This is a genomic window from Arthrobacter rhombi, from assembly GCF_900163545.1.
GTDB lineage: Bacteria > Actinomycetota > Actinomycetes > Actinomycetales > Micrococcaceae > Arthrobacter_H > Arthrobacter_H rhombi_A.
Map to the genome: position 1 here is coordinate 47,004 of NZ_FUHW01000053.1, position 16,612 is coordinate 63,615.

14 protein-coding genes and 1 riboswitch are annotated in these 16,612 nt (G+C 66.0%); of the genes, 9 read left to right on the forward strand and 5 right to left on the reverse strand.

From position 1 onward, the window contains the following. Window positions 1-74: 74 nt before the first annotated feature. The 6 genes from FM101_RS15430 to mnhG are packed head-to-tail and all read left to right on the forward strand — an operon-like array spanning window position 75 to window position 6,618. Window positions 75-3,098, forward strand: a complete 3,024-nt coding sequence (locus FM101_RS15430) for a Na+/H+ antiporter subunit A (protein WP_087001272.1) — start codon at window positions 75-77, stop codon at window positions 3,096-3,098. Then, the gene (locus tag FM101_RS15435) at window positions 3,095-3,667 is read left to right on the forward strand and encodes a Na(+)/H(+) antiporter subunit C (RefSeq protein ID WP_087001274.1); all 573 of its coding nucleotides are present in this window, start codon (window positions 3,095-3,097) and stop codon (window positions 3,665-3,667) included. The genes FM101_RS15430 and FM101_RS15435 overlap by 4 nt, the downstream gene beginning before the upstream one ends. Beyond that, complete coding sequence (locus tag FM101_RS15440; RefSeq protein ID WP_087001276.1) at window positions 3,667-5,295, forward strand: Na+/H+ antiporter subunit D; 1,629 nt, start codon at window positions 3,667-3,669, stop codon at window positions 5,293-5,295. Before FM101_RS15435 ends, FM101_RS15440 begins: the two co-directional genes overlap by 1 nt. Next, window positions 5,292-5,960 (forward strand): Na+/H+ antiporter subunit E, encoded by a 669-nt coding sequence (locus FM101_RS15445; protein WP_087001278.1) that lies wholly within the window; start codon window positions 5,292-5,294, stop codon window positions 5,958-5,960. Before FM101_RS15440 ends, FM101_RS15445 begins: the two co-directional genes overlap by 4 nt. Next, window positions 5,957-6,223 carry a monovalent cation/H+ antiporter complex subunit F gene (locus tag FM101_RS15450; protein WP_087001281.1) on the forward strand — a complete coding sequence of 89 codons (267 nt, stop codon included), beginning with the start codon at window positions 5,957-5,959 and terminating at the stop codon, window positions 6,221-6,223. The genes FM101_RS15445 and FM101_RS15450 overlap by 4 nt, the downstream gene beginning before the upstream one ends. Then, the gene (mnhG, locus tag FM101_RS15455) at window positions 6,220-6,618 is read left to right on the forward strand and encodes a monovalent cation/H(+) antiporter subunit G (RefSeq protein ID WP_087001283.1); all 399 of its coding nucleotides are present in this window, start codon (window positions 6,220-6,222) and stop codon (window positions 6,616-6,618) included. The genes FM101_RS15450 and mnhG overlap by 4 nt, the downstream gene beginning before the upstream one ends. A 7-nt stretch (window positions 6,619-6,625) precedes the next feature. On the opposite strand, the gene FM101_RS15460 is transcribed toward mnhG, so the two are convergent. Beyond that, entirely contained in the window at window positions 6,626-6,895 is a 270-nt protein-coding gene (locus FM101_RS15460; protein ID WP_087001285.1) for a DUF4235 domain-containing protein, read from the reverse strand. Between the two features lie 69 nt (window positions 6,896-6,964). Continuing rightward, window positions 6,965-7,091: riboswitch (TPP riboswitch) on the forward strand. A gap of 53 nt (window positions 7,092-7,144) precedes the next feature. On the opposite strand from FM101_RS15460, the gene FM101_RS15465 reads away from it, so the two are divergent. Continuing rightward, complete coding sequence (locus FM101_RS15465; RefSeq protein ID WP_087001287.1) at window positions 7,145-7,765, forward strand: ECF transporter S component; 621 nt, start codon at window positions 7,145-7,147, stop codon at window positions 7,763-7,765. 4 nt (window positions 7,766-7,769) lie between these two features. Next, a complete protein-coding gene (locus tag FM101_RS16160) occupies window positions 7,770-10,205 on the forward strand; it encodes an ATP-binding cassette domain-containing protein (protein WP_087001289.1) in 2,436 nt (811 codons plus the stop codon). 15 nt (window positions 10,206-10,220) lie between these two features. Here FM101_RS16160 and FM101_RS15475 read toward each other — a convergent pair whose 3' ends face one another. Both FM101_RS15475 and FM101_RS15480 read right to left on the reverse strand, forming a co-directional pair. Beyond that, window positions 10,221-11,480 (reverse strand): SH3 domain-containing protein, encoded by a 1,260-nt coding sequence (locus FM101_RS15475; RefSeq protein WP_158225907.1) that lies wholly within the window; start codon window positions 11,478-11,480, stop codon window positions 10,221-10,223. A 25-nt stretch (window positions 11,481-11,505) separates the two neighbouring features. Next, entirely contained in the window at window positions 11,506-12,396 is an 891-nt protein-coding gene (locus FM101_RS15480; RefSeq protein WP_087001293.1) for an aminodeoxychorismate lyase, read from the reverse strand. Window positions 12,397-12,470: 74 nt separating this feature from the next. On the opposite strand from FM101_RS15480, the gene cls reads away from it, so the two are divergent. Then, the gene (gene cls / locus FM101_RS15485; RefSeq protein WP_256382348.1) at window positions 12,471-13,952 is read left to right on the forward strand and encodes a cardiolipin synthase; all 1,482 of its coding nucleotides are present in this window, start codon (window positions 12,471-12,473) and stop codon (window positions 13,950-13,952) included. A 7-nt stretch (window positions 13,953-13,959) separates the two neighbouring features. On the opposite strand, the gene FM101_RS15490 is transcribed toward cls, so the two are convergent. Together FM101_RS15490 and FM101_RS15495 are read right to left on the reverse strand one after the other, a co-directional pair. Continuing rightward, on the reverse strand, window positions 13,960-16,050 hold the full coding sequence (locus FM101_RS15490) for a chorismate-binding protein (RefSeq protein WP_245806715.1): 2,091 nt from the start codon (window positions 16,048-16,050) through the stop codon (window positions 13,960-13,962). Further along, a complete protein-coding gene (locus FM101_RS15495) occupies window positions 16,040-16,543 on the reverse strand; it encodes a low molecular weight protein-tyrosine-phosphatase (RefSeq protein ID WP_087001297.1) in 504 nt (167 codons plus the stop codon). Before FM101_RS15495 ends, FM101_RS15490 begins: the two co-directional genes overlap by 11 nt. Between the last annotated feature and the right edge of the window lie 69 nt (window positions 16,544-16,612).

Below are 16,612 nucleotides of genomic sequence, written 5' to 3' on the forward strand. Positions count from 1 at the left end.
TGTTTTCTACGGAATCGGATTGATGAACTGTTAAACTAAATTAATTACCTGACCGAGTGCTGCAGTGTCGAACCATGCGTGGCCCAGAACCCCCTCAGGAGAACATCGTGGCCGTGGTCCTCATCTCACTTTTTGTGGTGAGCGCCGTCGCCCCGCTTTTGTTCCGCCGCTTCGGCCGTGCTTCGTTCTATCTGCTCGGCGCCGTACCCGCCGTCGCGTTCGTGTGGCTACTGGCCAACTTCGACTCCTTCATCTCAGCCGACCAGTCGGCCCCCGCGGGGGGCCCGAATGCGCCACCGGGCCTCGTGCTCCACTGGATCCCCGTGTTGCAGCTGGACCTGGCCTTCAGAATGGACGCGTTGGCAGCGATCCTGAGCCTGTTGATTCTGGGTGTCGGGGCACTCGTGTTGTTCTACTGCGCGCGGTACTTCAAGAGCGAGGATGCCAACATCGGACCCTTCGGGGCCCAACTGCTGGCCTTTGCCGGTGCCATGTTCGGGCTGGTGATCGCCGACGATCTGATCCTGCTGTTCATCTTCTGGGAAATCACGACGATCCTGTCCTACCTGCTCGTGGGCTTCGCCCGGACGCGGATCTTCGCCCGCCGGTCAGCCCTGCAAGCGCTGCTGGTCACCACCTTCGGCGGATTGGCGATGCTGCTGGGCCTAGTGATGATCGGCCAGAGCGCCGGCACCTACCGGCTCTCCGAAATCATGGCCATGGCCCCGGAACTGGCCTCGCGTGGAACCCTCATCGATATTGCGATCGCCCTGATACTGCTCGGCGCCGTGAGCAAGTCGGCGCTGGTGCCCTTCCACTTCTGGCTGCCCGGTGCCATGGCCGCACCGACCCCGGTTTCCGCCTACCTCCATGCGGCAGCCATGGTGAAGGCGGGGGTCTACCTCGTGGCCCGTCTGGCCCCCGGGTTCTCCGGGACCACCTACTGGGACGGGCTGGTGATCGGGTTGGGGATGGCCACCATGCTCGTCGGCGGGTGGAGGGCCCTGCGGCAGACAGATATCAAACTGGTTCTGGCCTACGGGACCGTCTCCCAACTGGGTTTCATCATGCTGGTGGTGGGACAAGGAACAGCAGATGCCGCCCTCGCCGGGCTGGCGCTGGTGCTCGCCCACGGGTTCTTCAAGGCGGCACTGTTCCTGATCGTGGGGATCATCGACCACCAAGCAGGAACCCGTGACGTGAGACTGCTCTCGGGGCTATGGCGGACCGCCCCGAAACTGTTCGTCGTGGCGGTCATCTCGGCGGCTTCGATGGCCGGCATCCCGCCGCTCTACGGTTTCGTCGCCAAGGAATCGGTGCTCGAGGTTCTCCTGGCCACGGCCGACAGCGCCGGGGGAATCATCGTGCTGCTCGGGGTGGTGGTGGGCTCCATCTTCACCGTCGCCTACAGTGCACGCTTCATTTGGGGCGGATTCGCCTCCAAACCGGGGATGCCGGCCACGGCCTTCAAACCCGTCCCGTGGTCCTTCCTCGCAGCGCCGGCGGTTTTGACCGCGGCAACCCTGGTGTTCGGGGTCCTCCCGACACCACTGGGTGAGGCCGTGGGAGGATTCGCCTCCCTCTTCCCCGCCTCCGACGAGCCGATTCGGCTGGCCCTGTGGCACGGTCTGACCCCGGTACTGGGCCTTTCGGCGGTCATCATCGTCGTTGGCCTGCTGTTGCATCGGTGGCGGTCTGGGTTCGGTGCCCTGCAGGCCCGGGTCCCGGCACTGCTCGAAGCCGAGCAGATGTATAAGTGGGCCCTGAACGCCGTCGACGAGGTCTCCGTCTGGACGACAGGGCGGACGCAGCGCGGTTCGCTGCCGTTCTACCTGGGCGTCATCCTGCTGGTTGCCCTGGTGGTCCCGGCCGTCGCGGGACTGACTAATCAGACACCGTTGCCGGAGAACATCGTCTGGTTCGACACCCCCGCCCAACTGATCGCCGGACTATGCATGATCGTCGGGGCCCTGGCGGCCATCCGTGCCAATAAGCGCTTTTTGGCTGTGCTGATGGTCTCCGTCACCGGCTACGGCATGGCCTTCATCTTCGCCCTGCAGGGTGCCCCCGACCTGGCGCTGACCCAGCTGTTGGTGGAAACGATCGTCCTGGTCGCCATGGTTCTGGCGTTGCGGGTCCTTCCCCCCAGACTCTGGACGTTGAACCCCACGGGGCACCGCACGGCGCGTGCCCTCTTGGGGGTCGGATTCGGGGTGGCGATGATCGGCATTGCCGCCGCTGCCATGGCCTCACGGACCGCCGACCCGGTGTCATTATCGTTCCCGGAGTTGGCCTATTTCGGCGGTGCCGGCAAGAACATCGTCAACGTCACCCTCGTCGACATCCGTGTCTGGGACACCTTCGGGGAGATCACCGTGCTGGCCGTGGCCGCCACCGGGGTGGCCTCATTGATCTTCGTCCGCGGCCGGGGGGACATTAGACACCGCGTCGGCGAAGCCGAACTGGGATCCGTGGGCCGGACACGCCCCCAACCCGGAGGCACCCGCGCCGCAGCGGCACTGGCGACCGCCCGGCATTTCGCCCAGTCGGCCAAGGACGCCTGGCTGGTGGCCGGTAAGACGTTGGCCCCCGAACGCCGTTCCATCATCTTCGAAGTCATCGCCCGGCTGATCTTCCACACGATCATCATCTTCTCCGTCTACCTCCTGCTGGCCGGACACAACTCTCCCGGTGGCGGCTTCGCCGGCGGGCTGCTGGCCGGACTCGCCCTGACCATCCGCTACCTGGCCGGAGGGCGTTTCGAGCTCGCCGAAGCGACCCCCATCAGCCCCGGCACCTTGCTGGGACTCGGGCTGGCCACCTCGGCCCTCTCCGGCGTCGTGCCCCTGGTGTTGGGCGGAGACCTCTTCCAGACAGCCGTCGTGGAATTTGCGTTGCCGATCTTCGGCGAACAGAAATTCGTCACCTCGACGTTCTTCGATATCGGGGTGTACCTGGTGGTCGTGGGACTGGTGGTGGACGTCCTGCGCAGCCTCGGTTCGGAAATCGACGAGAAGACCGAGAAACGCGGGCTGCTCTCCGGCGGCGTACGCCGGCCCCGCCGAGCCGCCGTCCAACGGGCCGGGAGCCAACGATGAGTGTGAACATGACCCTGCTCATCGTGATGGGTGTGCTCTTCGCGGCAGGGATCTATCTATTGCTCGAGCGCAGTCTGACCCGGGTGCTTTTGGGGATCATCCTGGTGGGCAACGGGGTGAACCTGTTGATCTTGGCAGCGGGGGGACGCAGCGGGCTCGCACCCCTCTACGAGGAGGGGACCCCGGCGGAAGACTATGCCGACCCGCTGCCGCAGGCGCTGATCCTCACCGCGATCGTCATCACCTTCGCGGTCACCGCGTTCCTGCTGGCGATGATCTACCGTTCGTGGGTGATCGCCCGCCGGGATGAACTCACCGACGACGCCGAGGACCGCCGGGTCGCCTCCCAGGACACCTTCGATTTCGAGGAGGACTCCGAAGTCGCGCTGGAAACCTCCGAATTCCCGGCAGATATCGACGACGACAACGTTCCGGCCCACGCCGAGGAATCACGCAGGGCCGCTGCCGCCCGACTCGCCGGGGAACGGCTCGCCAGCGAACTGCGGCAGGCCTCCTCCGAGGAGAGTGCGGGAACCAATAATAAGCGACGCAACAGGAAGGCCCGCTGATGGACCACCTGACAGCGATCGACGTCGCACCCCTGGCGGTGCTGCTCCCCATTCTGGGTGCGGCCCTGGCCTTCGTGCTGCGACGGCACCCACTGGCCCAACGCACCGCAACGATCGGGACCCTCTGCCTGACCCTCGCCCTGGAATCCTGGCTCCTGGTCTCGGCCTGGAAGCATGGGGCGCAGGCCGTCATCATCGGTGGGTGGGCTCCACCGTTCGGCATCTCCATGGTCGTCGACGAGTTCTCCGCATTGATGCTGGTCGTCTCCACAGCGGTCAGCCTCACCGTACTGCTCTATGCCACCGGCCAGGGTATGGCCGACGGGGACGAGGACGGGCCGATCTCGGTCTTCCATCCCGCCTACCTGATCCTGGTCGCCGGGGTCTCCAACGCCTTCCTTGCCGGTGACCTGTTCAACCTGTATGTGGGTTTCGAAATCCTGTTGACCGCTTCCTACGTGCTGCTGACCCTGGGCGGGACCACGGCCCGGATCCGGGCCGGCGTCACCTACGTGGTGGTCTCGGTGGTCTCCTCCATCCTGTTCCTCTTGGCGATCGGGCTGGTCTATGCGGCGACCGGAACCGTGAACATGGCCGATCTGGCCGGGAAACTGGCCGATATCGACCCGGGGACCCAACAGATCCTCCACGTCATGCTGCTGGTCGCCTTCGGCGTCAAGGCCGCGGTGTTCCCGCTGTCCTTCTGGCTGCCCGACTCCTACCCGACAGCCCCGGCGCCGGTGACCGCCGTATTCGCCGGACTGCTGACCAAGGTGGGTGTCTATGCGATCATCCGCACCGAAACCCTGCTCTTCCCCGGGGGGCGGTTGAATACGGCCCTGTTGGTCGTCGCCCTGCTAACCATGCTCGTGGGGATCCTCGGCGCCCTCGCCCAGGCCGATTTCAAACGCATGCTCTCCTTCACACTGACCAGCCACATCGGATACATGATGTTCGGGGTGGCCACCGGCAGCGCCGTTGCCCTGGCGGCCACGGTCTACTACGTCGCCCACCACATCATCGTGCAGACTTCGCTGTTCCTGGTCGCCGGGCTGATGGAACGACGGGGCGGGACCTCCAACGTGGACCGGCTCGGCTCGCTGGCCAAGCTGTCACCGGTGCTGGCCGTACTCTTCTTCATCCCGGCCATGAACCTGGCCGGCATCCCTCCCTTCTCCGGGTTCCTGGGCAAGGTCGGGTTGCTGCGCGGCGGCGTGGACCTGGGCACACCGCTGGCCTGGGTGCTGCTGGCCGGGGCGCTGCTGACCTCCCTGCTCACCCTGCTGGCCGTCGCCCGGGTCTGGAACCGGGCGTTCTGGCGCCGCGCCGAAGACGCCGAGGATGCCGACCCGATCCTGCTCATTGCCGCCGAAGAAGCCCGCCGCCCGGACATCGGGGCGACAGGGGTCAAGACCTTGCCGCACCGCCTCAGCGGACGGGGGGATGCGGCGGTACTGCCCCCGACCATGGTCTTCGCCACGGGGGTGCTGGTGGCACTGGGCATGGCGTTGACCATCTTCGCCGGCCCGCTCTTCGACCTGGCCGACCAGGCCTCGCAGCAGATGCTCGAACGCACCCCCTATATTGAGGCAGTTCTCGGCGACTCCCCGGCGGGAGGCGGAAAATGAGCCCCCACCGTCATCCCCGCCCCGCCCGCCCCTCGGAACTACTCACCAGTGCCCGCAGCGCCCGGGCCAGAGCACGACGCCGGCGCGCCCGCTTCCTCATCGAACTTCCCCTCATCATCTGGCTGGTCCTCGTCTGGGGAGCCCTCTGGCGGGACTTCAGCCCGGGGAACCTGATCTTCGGGTTCCTGATCGCCCTGGCAGTGGTGATGACCTTCAAACTGCCTCCCGTTGAGCTCAGCGGCCGCTTCAACCCCTGGCAGGCCCTGGTGTTCTCGCTGTTGTTCCTGCGCGAAATCGTCAGGGCGAGCGTCCAGGTGGTACTGGTCGTGCTGCGCCGCGGGCCGAAGGTGCGCAACGCGGTCATCGGTATCCGCATGCGCAGCCAGGAGGACCTGATGGCCACGGCCCTGGGGCATGTGCTGACCCTCATCCCGGGTTCGTTCGTCGTGGAAATCGACAGGACAACCTCCACGCTCTACCTTCACGTGTTGGACATCAATACGGTGCAGGAGGCCGAAGACTTCCGGCGCCAGGTCAGGGCCATCGAAGCCCGGATCATCCGGATGATGGGCAGCCGGGAGGAACTGGAGGCACTCAATGCCGAAGGTGCCGACGGGCCCGACGTCGCAGAACGAACGAACCGACCGATGAAGGAGCAACCATGATCCTCGTTGCCGCGTGGGTGGCCGGTATCGCCCTGGCCCTCGGCGCCGTCATGGCCCTGATCCGGCTAGCCAGGGGCCCCTCGATCCTTGATAGGACCCTGGCCCTGGATGTCCTGCTGATCATCATCCTGTGTGGGCTCTGCGTGGATATGGTCGTGAACCGGCATCTGAACCACATCGTGTTCATCGTCGTCGGTTCCCTGGTGGCCTTCATCGGTTCGGTCACCATCGCGCGCTACGTCACCGATCGGAGATCCCCATGATCGTGTTTGGCCTCGCCGACGGCGGGACGCTGGACCTCGTCCTGGAATGGATGGTCGCGATCTGCATGATCCTCGGCGCCCTGCTGTCCGTCGCCGCAGGCATCGGTCTGCTGCGTTTCCCCGACCTCTTTTCCCGCATGCATGCGGCCACCAAGCCGCAAGTCCTCGGATTATTCTTGATGCTGCTCTCCGTCGCCCTGCAGATCAGGGCCTGGTCCGCCGTGCCGGTGCTGTTGCTGGCCTGGTTCTTCCAGTTGCTGACCGCACCGGTGACAGCACATATGGTCGGCCGTGCCGGGTACCGGACCAGACACCTTAAACAGGAGACGCTGGTCCTCGATGACCTCAATGAAGTGGTCTCCGAGGCCCAGCGTCGCCTGGACGAAGGTCGCTAACGAGGGGTCAGACCTCGTCGGCCGTGTGGTTGAAACGGGCAATGGCCTTCTGCGTGCCACGGTTGGTCAAAACCTGGATCACTGCGGCCACGACTGCGGAGACCACGGCGAACCCGAGGGCATGACGCATCGACGCCTCGGCCTGGGCTTCCTTGTCGTTCGGCTTCGGGGGCTTCTCTCCGGTGACCTTGTACCAGATGGTGTCCACGAGCTTGCCGCCGACAAAACCGGCGCCGATCGACACGACCGTGCCGACGATCTTCAATAATGCGTTCACGAACGATTCTCCCGTCGGTAGGTGATTACCTGCCCAGCATAACGCGCTGTAGACTGGGCCCCACTGAATGACCTACGACAGGGGAGCGTCGTCGCCCGGCCACGGCCGGAAACTTCGACGCTGAGAGTGCGGATCACCGCAGACCCTCGAACCTGCTCCGGCTCGTACCGGCGAAGGGAGTCGAGAATCTCAGGACACGCGGATCCGCCGCGGAGTCCTCCCCTCCTTGAAACCAAGGAGGAACACCCTATGAGCAGCACCCTTTCGGCGGCACCGACCGCCCGATACACCTGGCGGGTCGTGGACATCGTCGTGGCCTCCGTCATCGCCGTGGCCTCCGGCGTGATCTTCTGGGCCTGGAACACCACCCACCACGTCTTCGACGTCATTTTCGTCGCCTTCCCGCCCTCATCGGCCCTGCTGGCCGGAATGTGGCTCTTCCCCGCGGTCCTGGGGGCCCTGATCATCCGCAAACCAGGCGCAGCACTGTTCTGCGAGATGGTCGCGGCCGTCGTTTCCTCGCTGCTGGGATCGGAATACGGTTGGACGGTCTGGGCCTCGGGAATCATCCAGGGGCTCGGCGCCGAAATCGTTTTTGCGCTGCTGCTCTACCGCCGCTGGTCGCTGCCGGTGGCCCTGTTCGCCGGAATGCTGACCGGGATCTTCGGGGGAGTGAACGACGCCTTCGTCTTCTCCTGGTTCCCCGAATACACGGCGAGCATGAAACTGGCCTACGTGGTGTTCATGGCCATTTCGGGGCTGATCATCGCCGGCCTGGGGTCGTGGGCGCTGACGCGCGCGCTCTCACGGACCGGGGCGTTGTCCTCGATGGCTTCGCGGAAGGCCGCCCAGGAACGGGTTCTAGGGTGAATCGATGACCTCTGATGCACCGACCGGAACCCGCGGCTCTCCACCGGCCGCCGGGGTCGGCGACGTCCGTGCTGCTGCGGTCCGCGCCCGCGGTTGGGGATGGCAGCACGCCGGGCGGGAGACGCCCGCAGTCTTGGGTTTGGACCTCGACATCCAGGCCGGGGAAAAAGTGTTGCTCGTCGGCCCCTCTGGCGCCGGAAAATCGACGCTCATGCACGCCCTGGCCGGGGTGCTGCAGGATGACGAGGACAACGCCTCGGCCGGGGAACTACTGATTGACGGTTTACCGGCTGCGGCAGCCCGCGGCCGGACCGGTCTGATGCAGCAGGACCCCGAAACCCAGGTCGTCCAGGCCCGGGTGGGGGACGACGTCGCCTTTGGCGCGGAGAACCTCTCGGTGGACCCGGAGCTGATCTGGCCCCGCGTCAGCGAATCCCTGCAGGCGGTGGGACTTGACCTGCCACTGGACCACCCCACCTCGTCCCTGTCGGGAGGGCAGAAGCAACGCCTGGCCCTGGCCGGGATCCTGGCCATGCGCCCCGGACTCGTCCTGTTGGATGAGCCGACAGCAAATCTCGACCCCGACGGGGTGCTGGAAGTGCGGGACGCAGTGCTCGAGGCACTCGGCGCCAGCGGAGCAACGATGATCATCGTTGAGCACCGGCTCACCGCCTGGGCAGATGCCGTGGATCGGGTGATCGTGCTGGAGCCCGGCGGCGGTGTGGCCTACCAGGGCGCACCGGCCAGGCTGTTCGCTCCCGGCCCCCTCCGTGAACGGCTCATCGACGCCGGGATCTGGGTCCCCGGCCACACGCCCGTACTGCCCGCACGGGCCCCGGCAAAAGAACCGGCCGCCGGCTTGTTGAGCGCCCGAAGGCTGGCCGTATCCAGAACAGCCTCCGGTGCCCCCGTCGTGTCGGGTCTGGACCTGCGGATCGACGCCGGTCAGGCGCTGTGTATCACCGGAGCCAACGGGGCCGGCAAATCGACGTTGGCCCTGACTCTGGCCGGGCTGCTGCCCGAACGTCGGGGCAGCGTCGCGGCACTGCCTGCCCTTTCCGGTGCCCAGGACCTCCCCGAGGAAACCGAACCCGTGCACCCCGACCGGCCCTACACGTGGCGGGCCGGGGAACTCGTGGGGCGGATCGGCACCGTCTTCCAGGAGCCCGAACACCAGTTCGTCACCACCACCGTCCGCGCGGAATTGGCCTTTGGCCCCCGGCATGCCCGCACACCGGGGTCGAAGACCCGGCTGTACACCGACGCGCACATCACCGAACGGGTCGATGAGCTGTTGGACCGGCTGGGGCTGAGGCATCTGGCCGACGCGAACCCGTTCACCCTCTCGGGAGGCGAAAAGCGCAGGTTGTCGGTGGCCACGGTGCTCGCGGCCCGACCGCGACTGCTGATCCTCGATGAGCCGACGTTCGGCCAGGACGCCAATACGTGGAAGGAACTGGCGCTGCTGCTGCGCGAACAACTCGACGAGGGCGTCGCCGTCGTCGCGGTCACCCACGATGCGGCGTTCGCCGCCGCGTTGGGGGCCTCCACCTTCGAGGTCGCCGCCGACCTGCGCCCCGTGCAGGAACCCGGAACCCCCACGCAGGAGGAACCGGCAACCGATCCTCGGGCCGCGGGGGGGATGCCGGGGCTGGAACCCGACGCAGGTGCCCGGGCCAGCTTCTTCGGTCGGTGCAACCCGCTGGCCAAACTCGCTGCGGTAGTGCTGGGGACCGTGCCCCTGATCGCCTCCCTGGACCTGGTGACCTCCTCCGTCGTCGTGCTGGCCAGTCTGTTGCTGCTGCGCCTGGCAGGGATCGCCCCGACGCGATTCCTGCGGCGGGCCTGGCCACTGCTGGTGGCCGCATTATTTGCCGCCTGGGGCACCGCCCTGGTCGGCAACGACGCAGGTGCCGTCCTGCTGAACCTGGGGGTGGCCACGATCAGCGACGGATCGCTGATCTCCGGGGTGGCCACCGGTCTGCGGATTTTTGCGGTAGCGGTTCCCGCGGTCATCGTTTTGTCCAGTACCGACCCCACCGATCTGGCCAATGCGCTGGCCCAACAAGCCAGGTTGCCTCACCGTTTCGTGTTGGGTGCCTTGGCCGGGATGCGCCTGATGGGTTTGCTGGCCGAGGAGTGGGTGACGCTGGGTATGGCCCGTCGTGCCCGCGGTGTGGGGGCCCAAGGGGGTTTCGTGCAGCGTCTGCGGGCCAATGCAGGTCAAAGTCTGGGGCTGATGGTCCAGGCCATCCGTAGGGCCTCCCGGCTGGCGGTCACCATGGAAGCCAAAGGCTTCGGTGGGGCCCACCGCACTTGGGCGCGAACCGCCTCCTTCTCCTGGCGGGACGGGGCCCTGGTGTCCGGTGGCCTCACCCTGGGGGCGGTGGCCACCACGGCCGCCGTGCTCACCGGGGCGTGGAACCTGGTCTGGGGGTGAGGTGGTTCCCTCGGCTCAGCGTATGTACTCGAAGTGCCACGCCTCGGCGTAGCGGGACCCCTGTTCGTAAATCTTGTGGTGCACCCACCCGTGGCTCTTCGAATGGGCCTTGAGCCACAAGTAGTACGTGCCGCCGAAACCGTAGTCGCGAGTCTCGGGGAAGTCGATCGCCAACCCCCACCCGTGGTTGGATGTTCCTGGTTTGGCGGCGATCATCGGGCCCAGCTCCCGGTACAGATATTCCTGGGTGCCGCGCGTGCGGTAGGTCAAGTCGATTTGCAGGTTGCGCCCGAACTTCTTCTTGAAGGCCGCGTTCAGTTGTGTCAGATCACTGAGGGCGGGGCCGGCGATCAGGTTCCTGCCCGGATCCCAGGAGATGGCCACCAGATTCGCGGAGGGAAGCCGGCCATTGGCCATCTTGCGGATCTGGGCGGCCGTTGTGCGGCCCGGCCATGTGCTGGTCCGAGGCTGGCTGCGCCGCAGGGTGCTGGCCCTCACCCAGCCGGTGGCCCCTGCGGTACGCACGCAATACCAGCCCTTCGGGGTGGCATGTTTCTTCTCCCATCGCACGTCCCGCCAGGCGACGGTGCCTGCCGGGAGGTCTCCGATCATCAGGGCCCCGTTGGCCAGATGGGCCACGTCGGAGCCGTTGGTTGAGAAGTAGTACCGAGCACTGGTGGGCAGGCCGTTGCGGGTGGAAGTGTAGGCGGGATCGCTCGACAGGTCCGCTGTGAGGTACCGGTGCGAGACATAGCCGGTTCGACCCCGATAGCTCAGCCGGTACCAGCCGTTGGCGGCGACCCCGGTGGCTGTGAATTTAGCGTTCTTCGTCAATGTGCCCAGATGCTTGCCGTGCGAGGAAGCGGAGGACCTGACATTCAGCGCTGCCAAGGTCTTGACCCTGGCTGAGATCTTGGTGACCTTCGGGGGTGTGGCCCTCTTCGCGGCAGGGAGAACCTTGACGTAGCGATGGGAAACATAGCCGGTCTTTCCCCGGTAGCTGATCCGGTACCAGCCGTTGGAGGCCCGGCCGGTGGAGGTGACCGTGGTGCCCTTCGCTAGCGTTCCCAGCTTGGCTCCTGCGGCAGCGGCGCGGGCGCGGACGTTGAGATTCGCCGTCGTTTTGATCTTGGTGGAGGCTGCGACCGCAGCTTCCGGAGTGAGTAAAGTTCCAGCGCCGCCGAGCAGGGAGGCGGCGGCCACCGCGACGACGGCGAGGAGCCGGCGACGATCCAAGGTGGTCTCGGCCATCGGTGCAGCAGGTGTAGTTTCCATGGGGTTCCTTCCCCGCCGGTGGCGCCTATCCGATGGCTTCGAGCAGGGCCGACAGTTCGTCATGCAGCTCACGATCGCGGGCAATCGCTGTGCCGTCGATGGAGGTGACCGGTGCTAGAAGCCGGATGCTGGAGACCAACCAGAGTGCGTCGGCTTCGAACAGGTCCCGTGGTTCCAACGGACCATAGCCGAGCGTCCAACCTGCGGTTTCGGCGGCTGCGAAGATCGCGCCCTGGGTGGTTCCGGGAAGGATGCCGGTTTCCAGCAATGGGGTGACCAGATGCTTGACCCCGTTGACACGGGTGGCCAGCAGCACCGTCGAAGTCGGCCCCTCGAGTACGCGTGCGTCGCTGGACGTGAAAATCACGTCCTCGGCCCCGAGCGTGCGCGCATGACGCAGGGCTGCCATGTTCACCGCATAGGAGAGCGTCTTGGCGCCCATCAGCAGCCAGGGGGCGCGTTCGGCCAGCGAGGAATCGTACCCACGATCCAACAGCACGACGGCGACGCCCTCCTCGCGTTGACGGCGTCCCGACTCCGGGGCGGGGGAGACGGTGACCCAGGCGGTGCCATGGGGCTCATCCTCGGGCCCACGCGTGACCACCAGCTTCACCACTGCCTCGTCGGGGTCCTCGGGCCCCGGGGTGCGCTCTTGTTCATACCGGGTGACCGCGGTAGCGATGGCCGCCCGCCAGGACTGCTCATCGGGCAGATCCAGGTCGCAGCTGGCCGCCGACACCCGGAGCCGGGAGAGGTGGGCGTCCAGTTTCCGGACGGCCCCGGCGGTGTACAACATGGACTCGAAGACCCCGTCGCCGCGGATGACCCCCTGATCGGTGACGAGCAGTTGCGCGACGGAGGCATCGGCGAGGCGGCCGGCCGGCGTGGAGGGGTCCAAGAACACCAAGACTGTCATGGGCCAAGATTACCCCGGCAGTTCATTCCTGCCGCTAGGCTTGGACCGTCTTGAAGTCGTTGAGAGGTGCGTCCTTGACCGAATCATTGTTCCTGTGGCAGGACCTTCCCGGATGGTTGTTGTCGATCCTCTGGGTAGTCGACCTCGGGATCCGGGTCGTCATGCTCGGTGTCGTCCCCGGGAACCGTCGTCCGACCACCGCCATGGCCTGGCTGCTGTCCATCTTCTTCTTCCCCGTCGTCGGGCTGGGCCTTTTCCTGCTCTTCGGGAACTTCAAGCTTTCGCGGAAACGGATCGATCGGCAAACCGCCGTCAACCAACGGGTGATCGACGCCACCGAGACCCTAGACGTGGACAATGGCCCACCGGATGCCCCCGACTGGGTCCGCTCGGCCATCGAACTGAACCGCAATCTCGGGGCCTTCCCGCTCCAGGAGGGCAACCAGTTCGACTTCATCAAGGATTCCAGCGAGTCGATCCGGCAGATGACCGAGGCCATCGGCTCGGCGAAGGACTACGTGAACGCCCAGTTCTACATCGTCGGCGACGACCCGGAGCTCACCGGGCCCTTCCTGAGGGCCCTGGAGGATGCCGCCGACCGCGGGGTACGGGTCAGGTTCCTCTTCGACCACCTGGGCACGATGCGCACCGCCGGGTACCGCGAGCTCTTGCGCCGGCTCCGTGCCAGCGGTATCGAATGGCGGCGGATGCTCCCCATCTCGCTGCTGCATTTGAAGTGGCGCCGACCCGATCTGCGTAACCACCGGAAGATCCTGGTCATCGACGGGGAAATTGCCTTCACGGGGAGCCAAAACCTCATTGAGCCGGGCTATAAGCGCAAGTCCTCGCAGAGGATCGGCCGCGAGTGGATCGACTTGATGGCTCGGGTGCGTGGCCCGATGGTCACCGGGCTGGACGTCGTTTTTGCCACGGATTGGTCGCAGGAGACCGATGAGAACCTGCTGGCGGATCTGAACGAAGGCGGCGTCCCCGAGCCCTGCGGTCAGCAGAGCGGACAGATTGTTCCCTCCGGACCGGGATTCGAATCGGAGAACAACCTGCGCCTGTTCAATACGTTGATGTATTCGGCCACGGAGAAGCTGACGATCACCAGCCCCTACTTCGTGCCGGATGACTCGATGCTCTACGCCATCACCACGGCAGCCCAACGCGGGGTCGAAGTCGAACTGCTGGTTTCCGAACGCGGCGACCAGGCGTTGGTCCACCACGCCCAACAGTCCTACTACCTGCAGTTGCTGAAGGCAGGAGTGAAGATCTACAGGTATCACCAGCCGATGGTCCTCCATACCAAATGCTTCACCGTCGACGACGAGGTGGCGGTCTTCGGGTCCTCCAATATGGATATGCGGTCCTTCTCGCTGAACTTGGAAGTCTCCCTGATGCTGCTGGGCCCCCAAGCGGTAGGGCAGATCAACAAGGTCCAGGATGCGTATAAGGAAAAGTGCACGCTGCTCACCCTCGACGACTGGCTGGGCCGTCCACGAACCGTGCGTTATCTGGATAACGTTGCCCGGCTGACGGCAACCCTGCAGTAGGCGCGGCTCAGGCCTCGAAGCCGAATTCGGCCCCGAGCGCCGAGAGCACACCCCGGGACTTGGTCTTCACTTCTTCCCATTCGGCCGCCGGATCCGAATCGGCGGTGATCGCCCCGCCGAGGCCGAGACTGAGCTGCCAGGGCCCGTCGGGAGCAGGACCACCCCCGGCACCGCAGGAGGCTAAGGGGTCCCGTCGGGCAACGAGCGTGCGGATGACCACCGCCAGATCGGCGGCTGCGCTATGGGAGAAGTACCCGACGGCCCCCGAGTACACCCCACGGGGACGCCCCTCCTCGAGTCGGTCCAGGATGGCCATGGTCGATATCTTCGGCGCCCCGGTCATCGACCCCGGCGGGAAGGCAGCGGCCACCGCCTCGGCCCGCGAAGCATCGGGGAGCAGCCGTGCCTCGATCGTGGACACCAGTTGATGCACGGTCGCGTAGCTCTCCACCGCGCAGAGACGTGGAACGCGGAGCGACGAAGGATCGGCGCAGCGGGAGAGGTCGTTGCGCAGCAGATCCACGATCATGATGTTCTCCGCCCGGTCCTTCGGTGCCGTCGCCAAATCAAGGGCCAGCATGCTGTCCTTGACGGGATCTTCCGAACGGGGCCGCGTGCCCTTGATCGGTTCGGCACGGAGTAGCCCGGCCGCGTCCACGGACAGGAAACGTTCGGGGGAGGAACTGGCCACCACGATGCCACCCCACCGGATGTAGTGGGCGAAGGGTGCCGGGCTCGTTTCGCGCAGGTTCAGATATAGCTGCCACGGATCGAAGCTCCCCGGTTCGGCAGTGGCCGCCAGGGCCGTGGTCAGGCAGATCTCATAGCTGTTGCCCGCGGTGATCTGGTCCTGGGCTGCGAGGATCTTCGCCAGATATTCCTCCCGGGTGTCCGCCGCAGCAAAACCTGGTGGCGGGGCGCCCTGCAGCGGGGCTCCGGAGTCCGGGGGAACCCCGGGGGAGAGCGGCTGCTGCAGCGCCTCAACGGTGGAATCCAGCCAGTCCCGGGCATCCGGTGCCTCCAATGCCAGCAACCAGGCTTCGGCCCGTTCATGGTCGAGCACGATGGCCCGCCCCGGGTGCAGGAGGGCGGCGTCGGGGGTGGGGCTGGAGGTGCTCGGAACCGCCCCGGATTCGCGGCCGAGCTCGTAGCCCAACCAGCCCAGCCAGCCCAGCACGAATTCGCAGTCCAGTCCCTCCGGCCCTTGGAGCCGGGCGGTACCCCAATTACGGTCCAGCCAAGCGAAAAACGGGCCGGACAGTCGGGCGCGTGCGCAACCGGTGACGACCTGGGTCAGGCCGTCGTGGTGTTCGACCCGGGCGGCAGCTTCGCCGGAGTCATCCGCCAGAATGCTGAAACGGTTGCGGGTGGACCCCGGGGTGGAAGCGTTCGAGGATTCCAGCAGGACGGCATGCTCTCCGGGGCAGAGGCGTTCAAAGAGGCTGGTCGCAGCCCTCGAAGCCTCGGGCAGCGGGATCCTGCGGAACAGCAGCGTCTCCTGTGCCGCCGCCTGGAGTTCGTGCCGCAGGGGCTCCTGCAGCACCGGCAGCTGGGTGAGGGCGCGTAAGGCATCGGGTGGGGCGCTGCCGTCGGCCAGGTTCGCCACGATGACATCGGCGCGTTCGATGACCGGGTCCTGGTCCAGCCACCGTTGTTCCTGCGCGGCCCAGCGTTCCCAATGCGGGGCGAAGGTGTCGCCATCCCGGGCCAGGGCACGCCGTCGTCGGACGTCGTCCTCCACCTCGACCCAGATGCTGGCATCTAGATAGGGGACTGCTTCCGTGCAGGAGGCCCCCACACCTTCGACGATGACCACGTCTGCGGCCACCGTGGTCCGGCGCTCGCCGTCGGTGTCTCGCACCCAATCCCAGGAGGTCCAGCGGGCGTCCTCCCCCCAATGGAGGGAGTCCAGAACCTCGGTGACATAGCGTTCGCGGCCACCCTCGAGCCCGTCCCAGCCGGTATAGATGTCTTCAAGGTGGAACAGGGAAACACTGCGGTGGATGCGCAGGCTCGTGGCCAATTCCAAGGCCAAGGTACTCTTGCCGGCCCCGGAGCGGCCATCGACCGCAATGATGACCGGTGATCTACGCGCCACGCGTGTCCGCTGTCCGAGTCCTGATATGGCGCACCAGACCCGGCAGAGCGGCGTTGATGAGCTGTTCCGTGATCGCGAAATCGGCCTCATCGCCGTACCACGGATCGTAAATACCTTGTCCGGTCGGGGCCTCCTGGGCCACCGAGGGGTCGAAGGAACGCAGCATATGGACCTTGGAACGGTCGGTTTCGTTTCCGGCCATCCGACGGAGGGCCTCGAAGTGATCGGTGTCGAGGGCCAGGATCAGGTCCGTGGCGGCGAAGTCCTCCGCGCTGAATTGGCGGGCTACATGGTGGGAAGGGTCAAGGCCGTGGCGGGTGAGTAGTCCGGCGGCTCGGGGGTCCATGGGGCGGCCAATCTCCCAGTCGCTCGTTCCCGCCGAATCGACGTCCACGCCAGCGACGCCGGCATCCTGCAGTGCGGCACGGAGCAGATGCTCGGCCATCGGGGACCGGCAGATGTTGCCGGTGCACACTGTCGTGATCCTGTACATGATGCCAGTCTAGGTGTATTGACCACGGACGTTGGTAACGCTCCGGGGTAGTTGAAATAGGGAAGACCT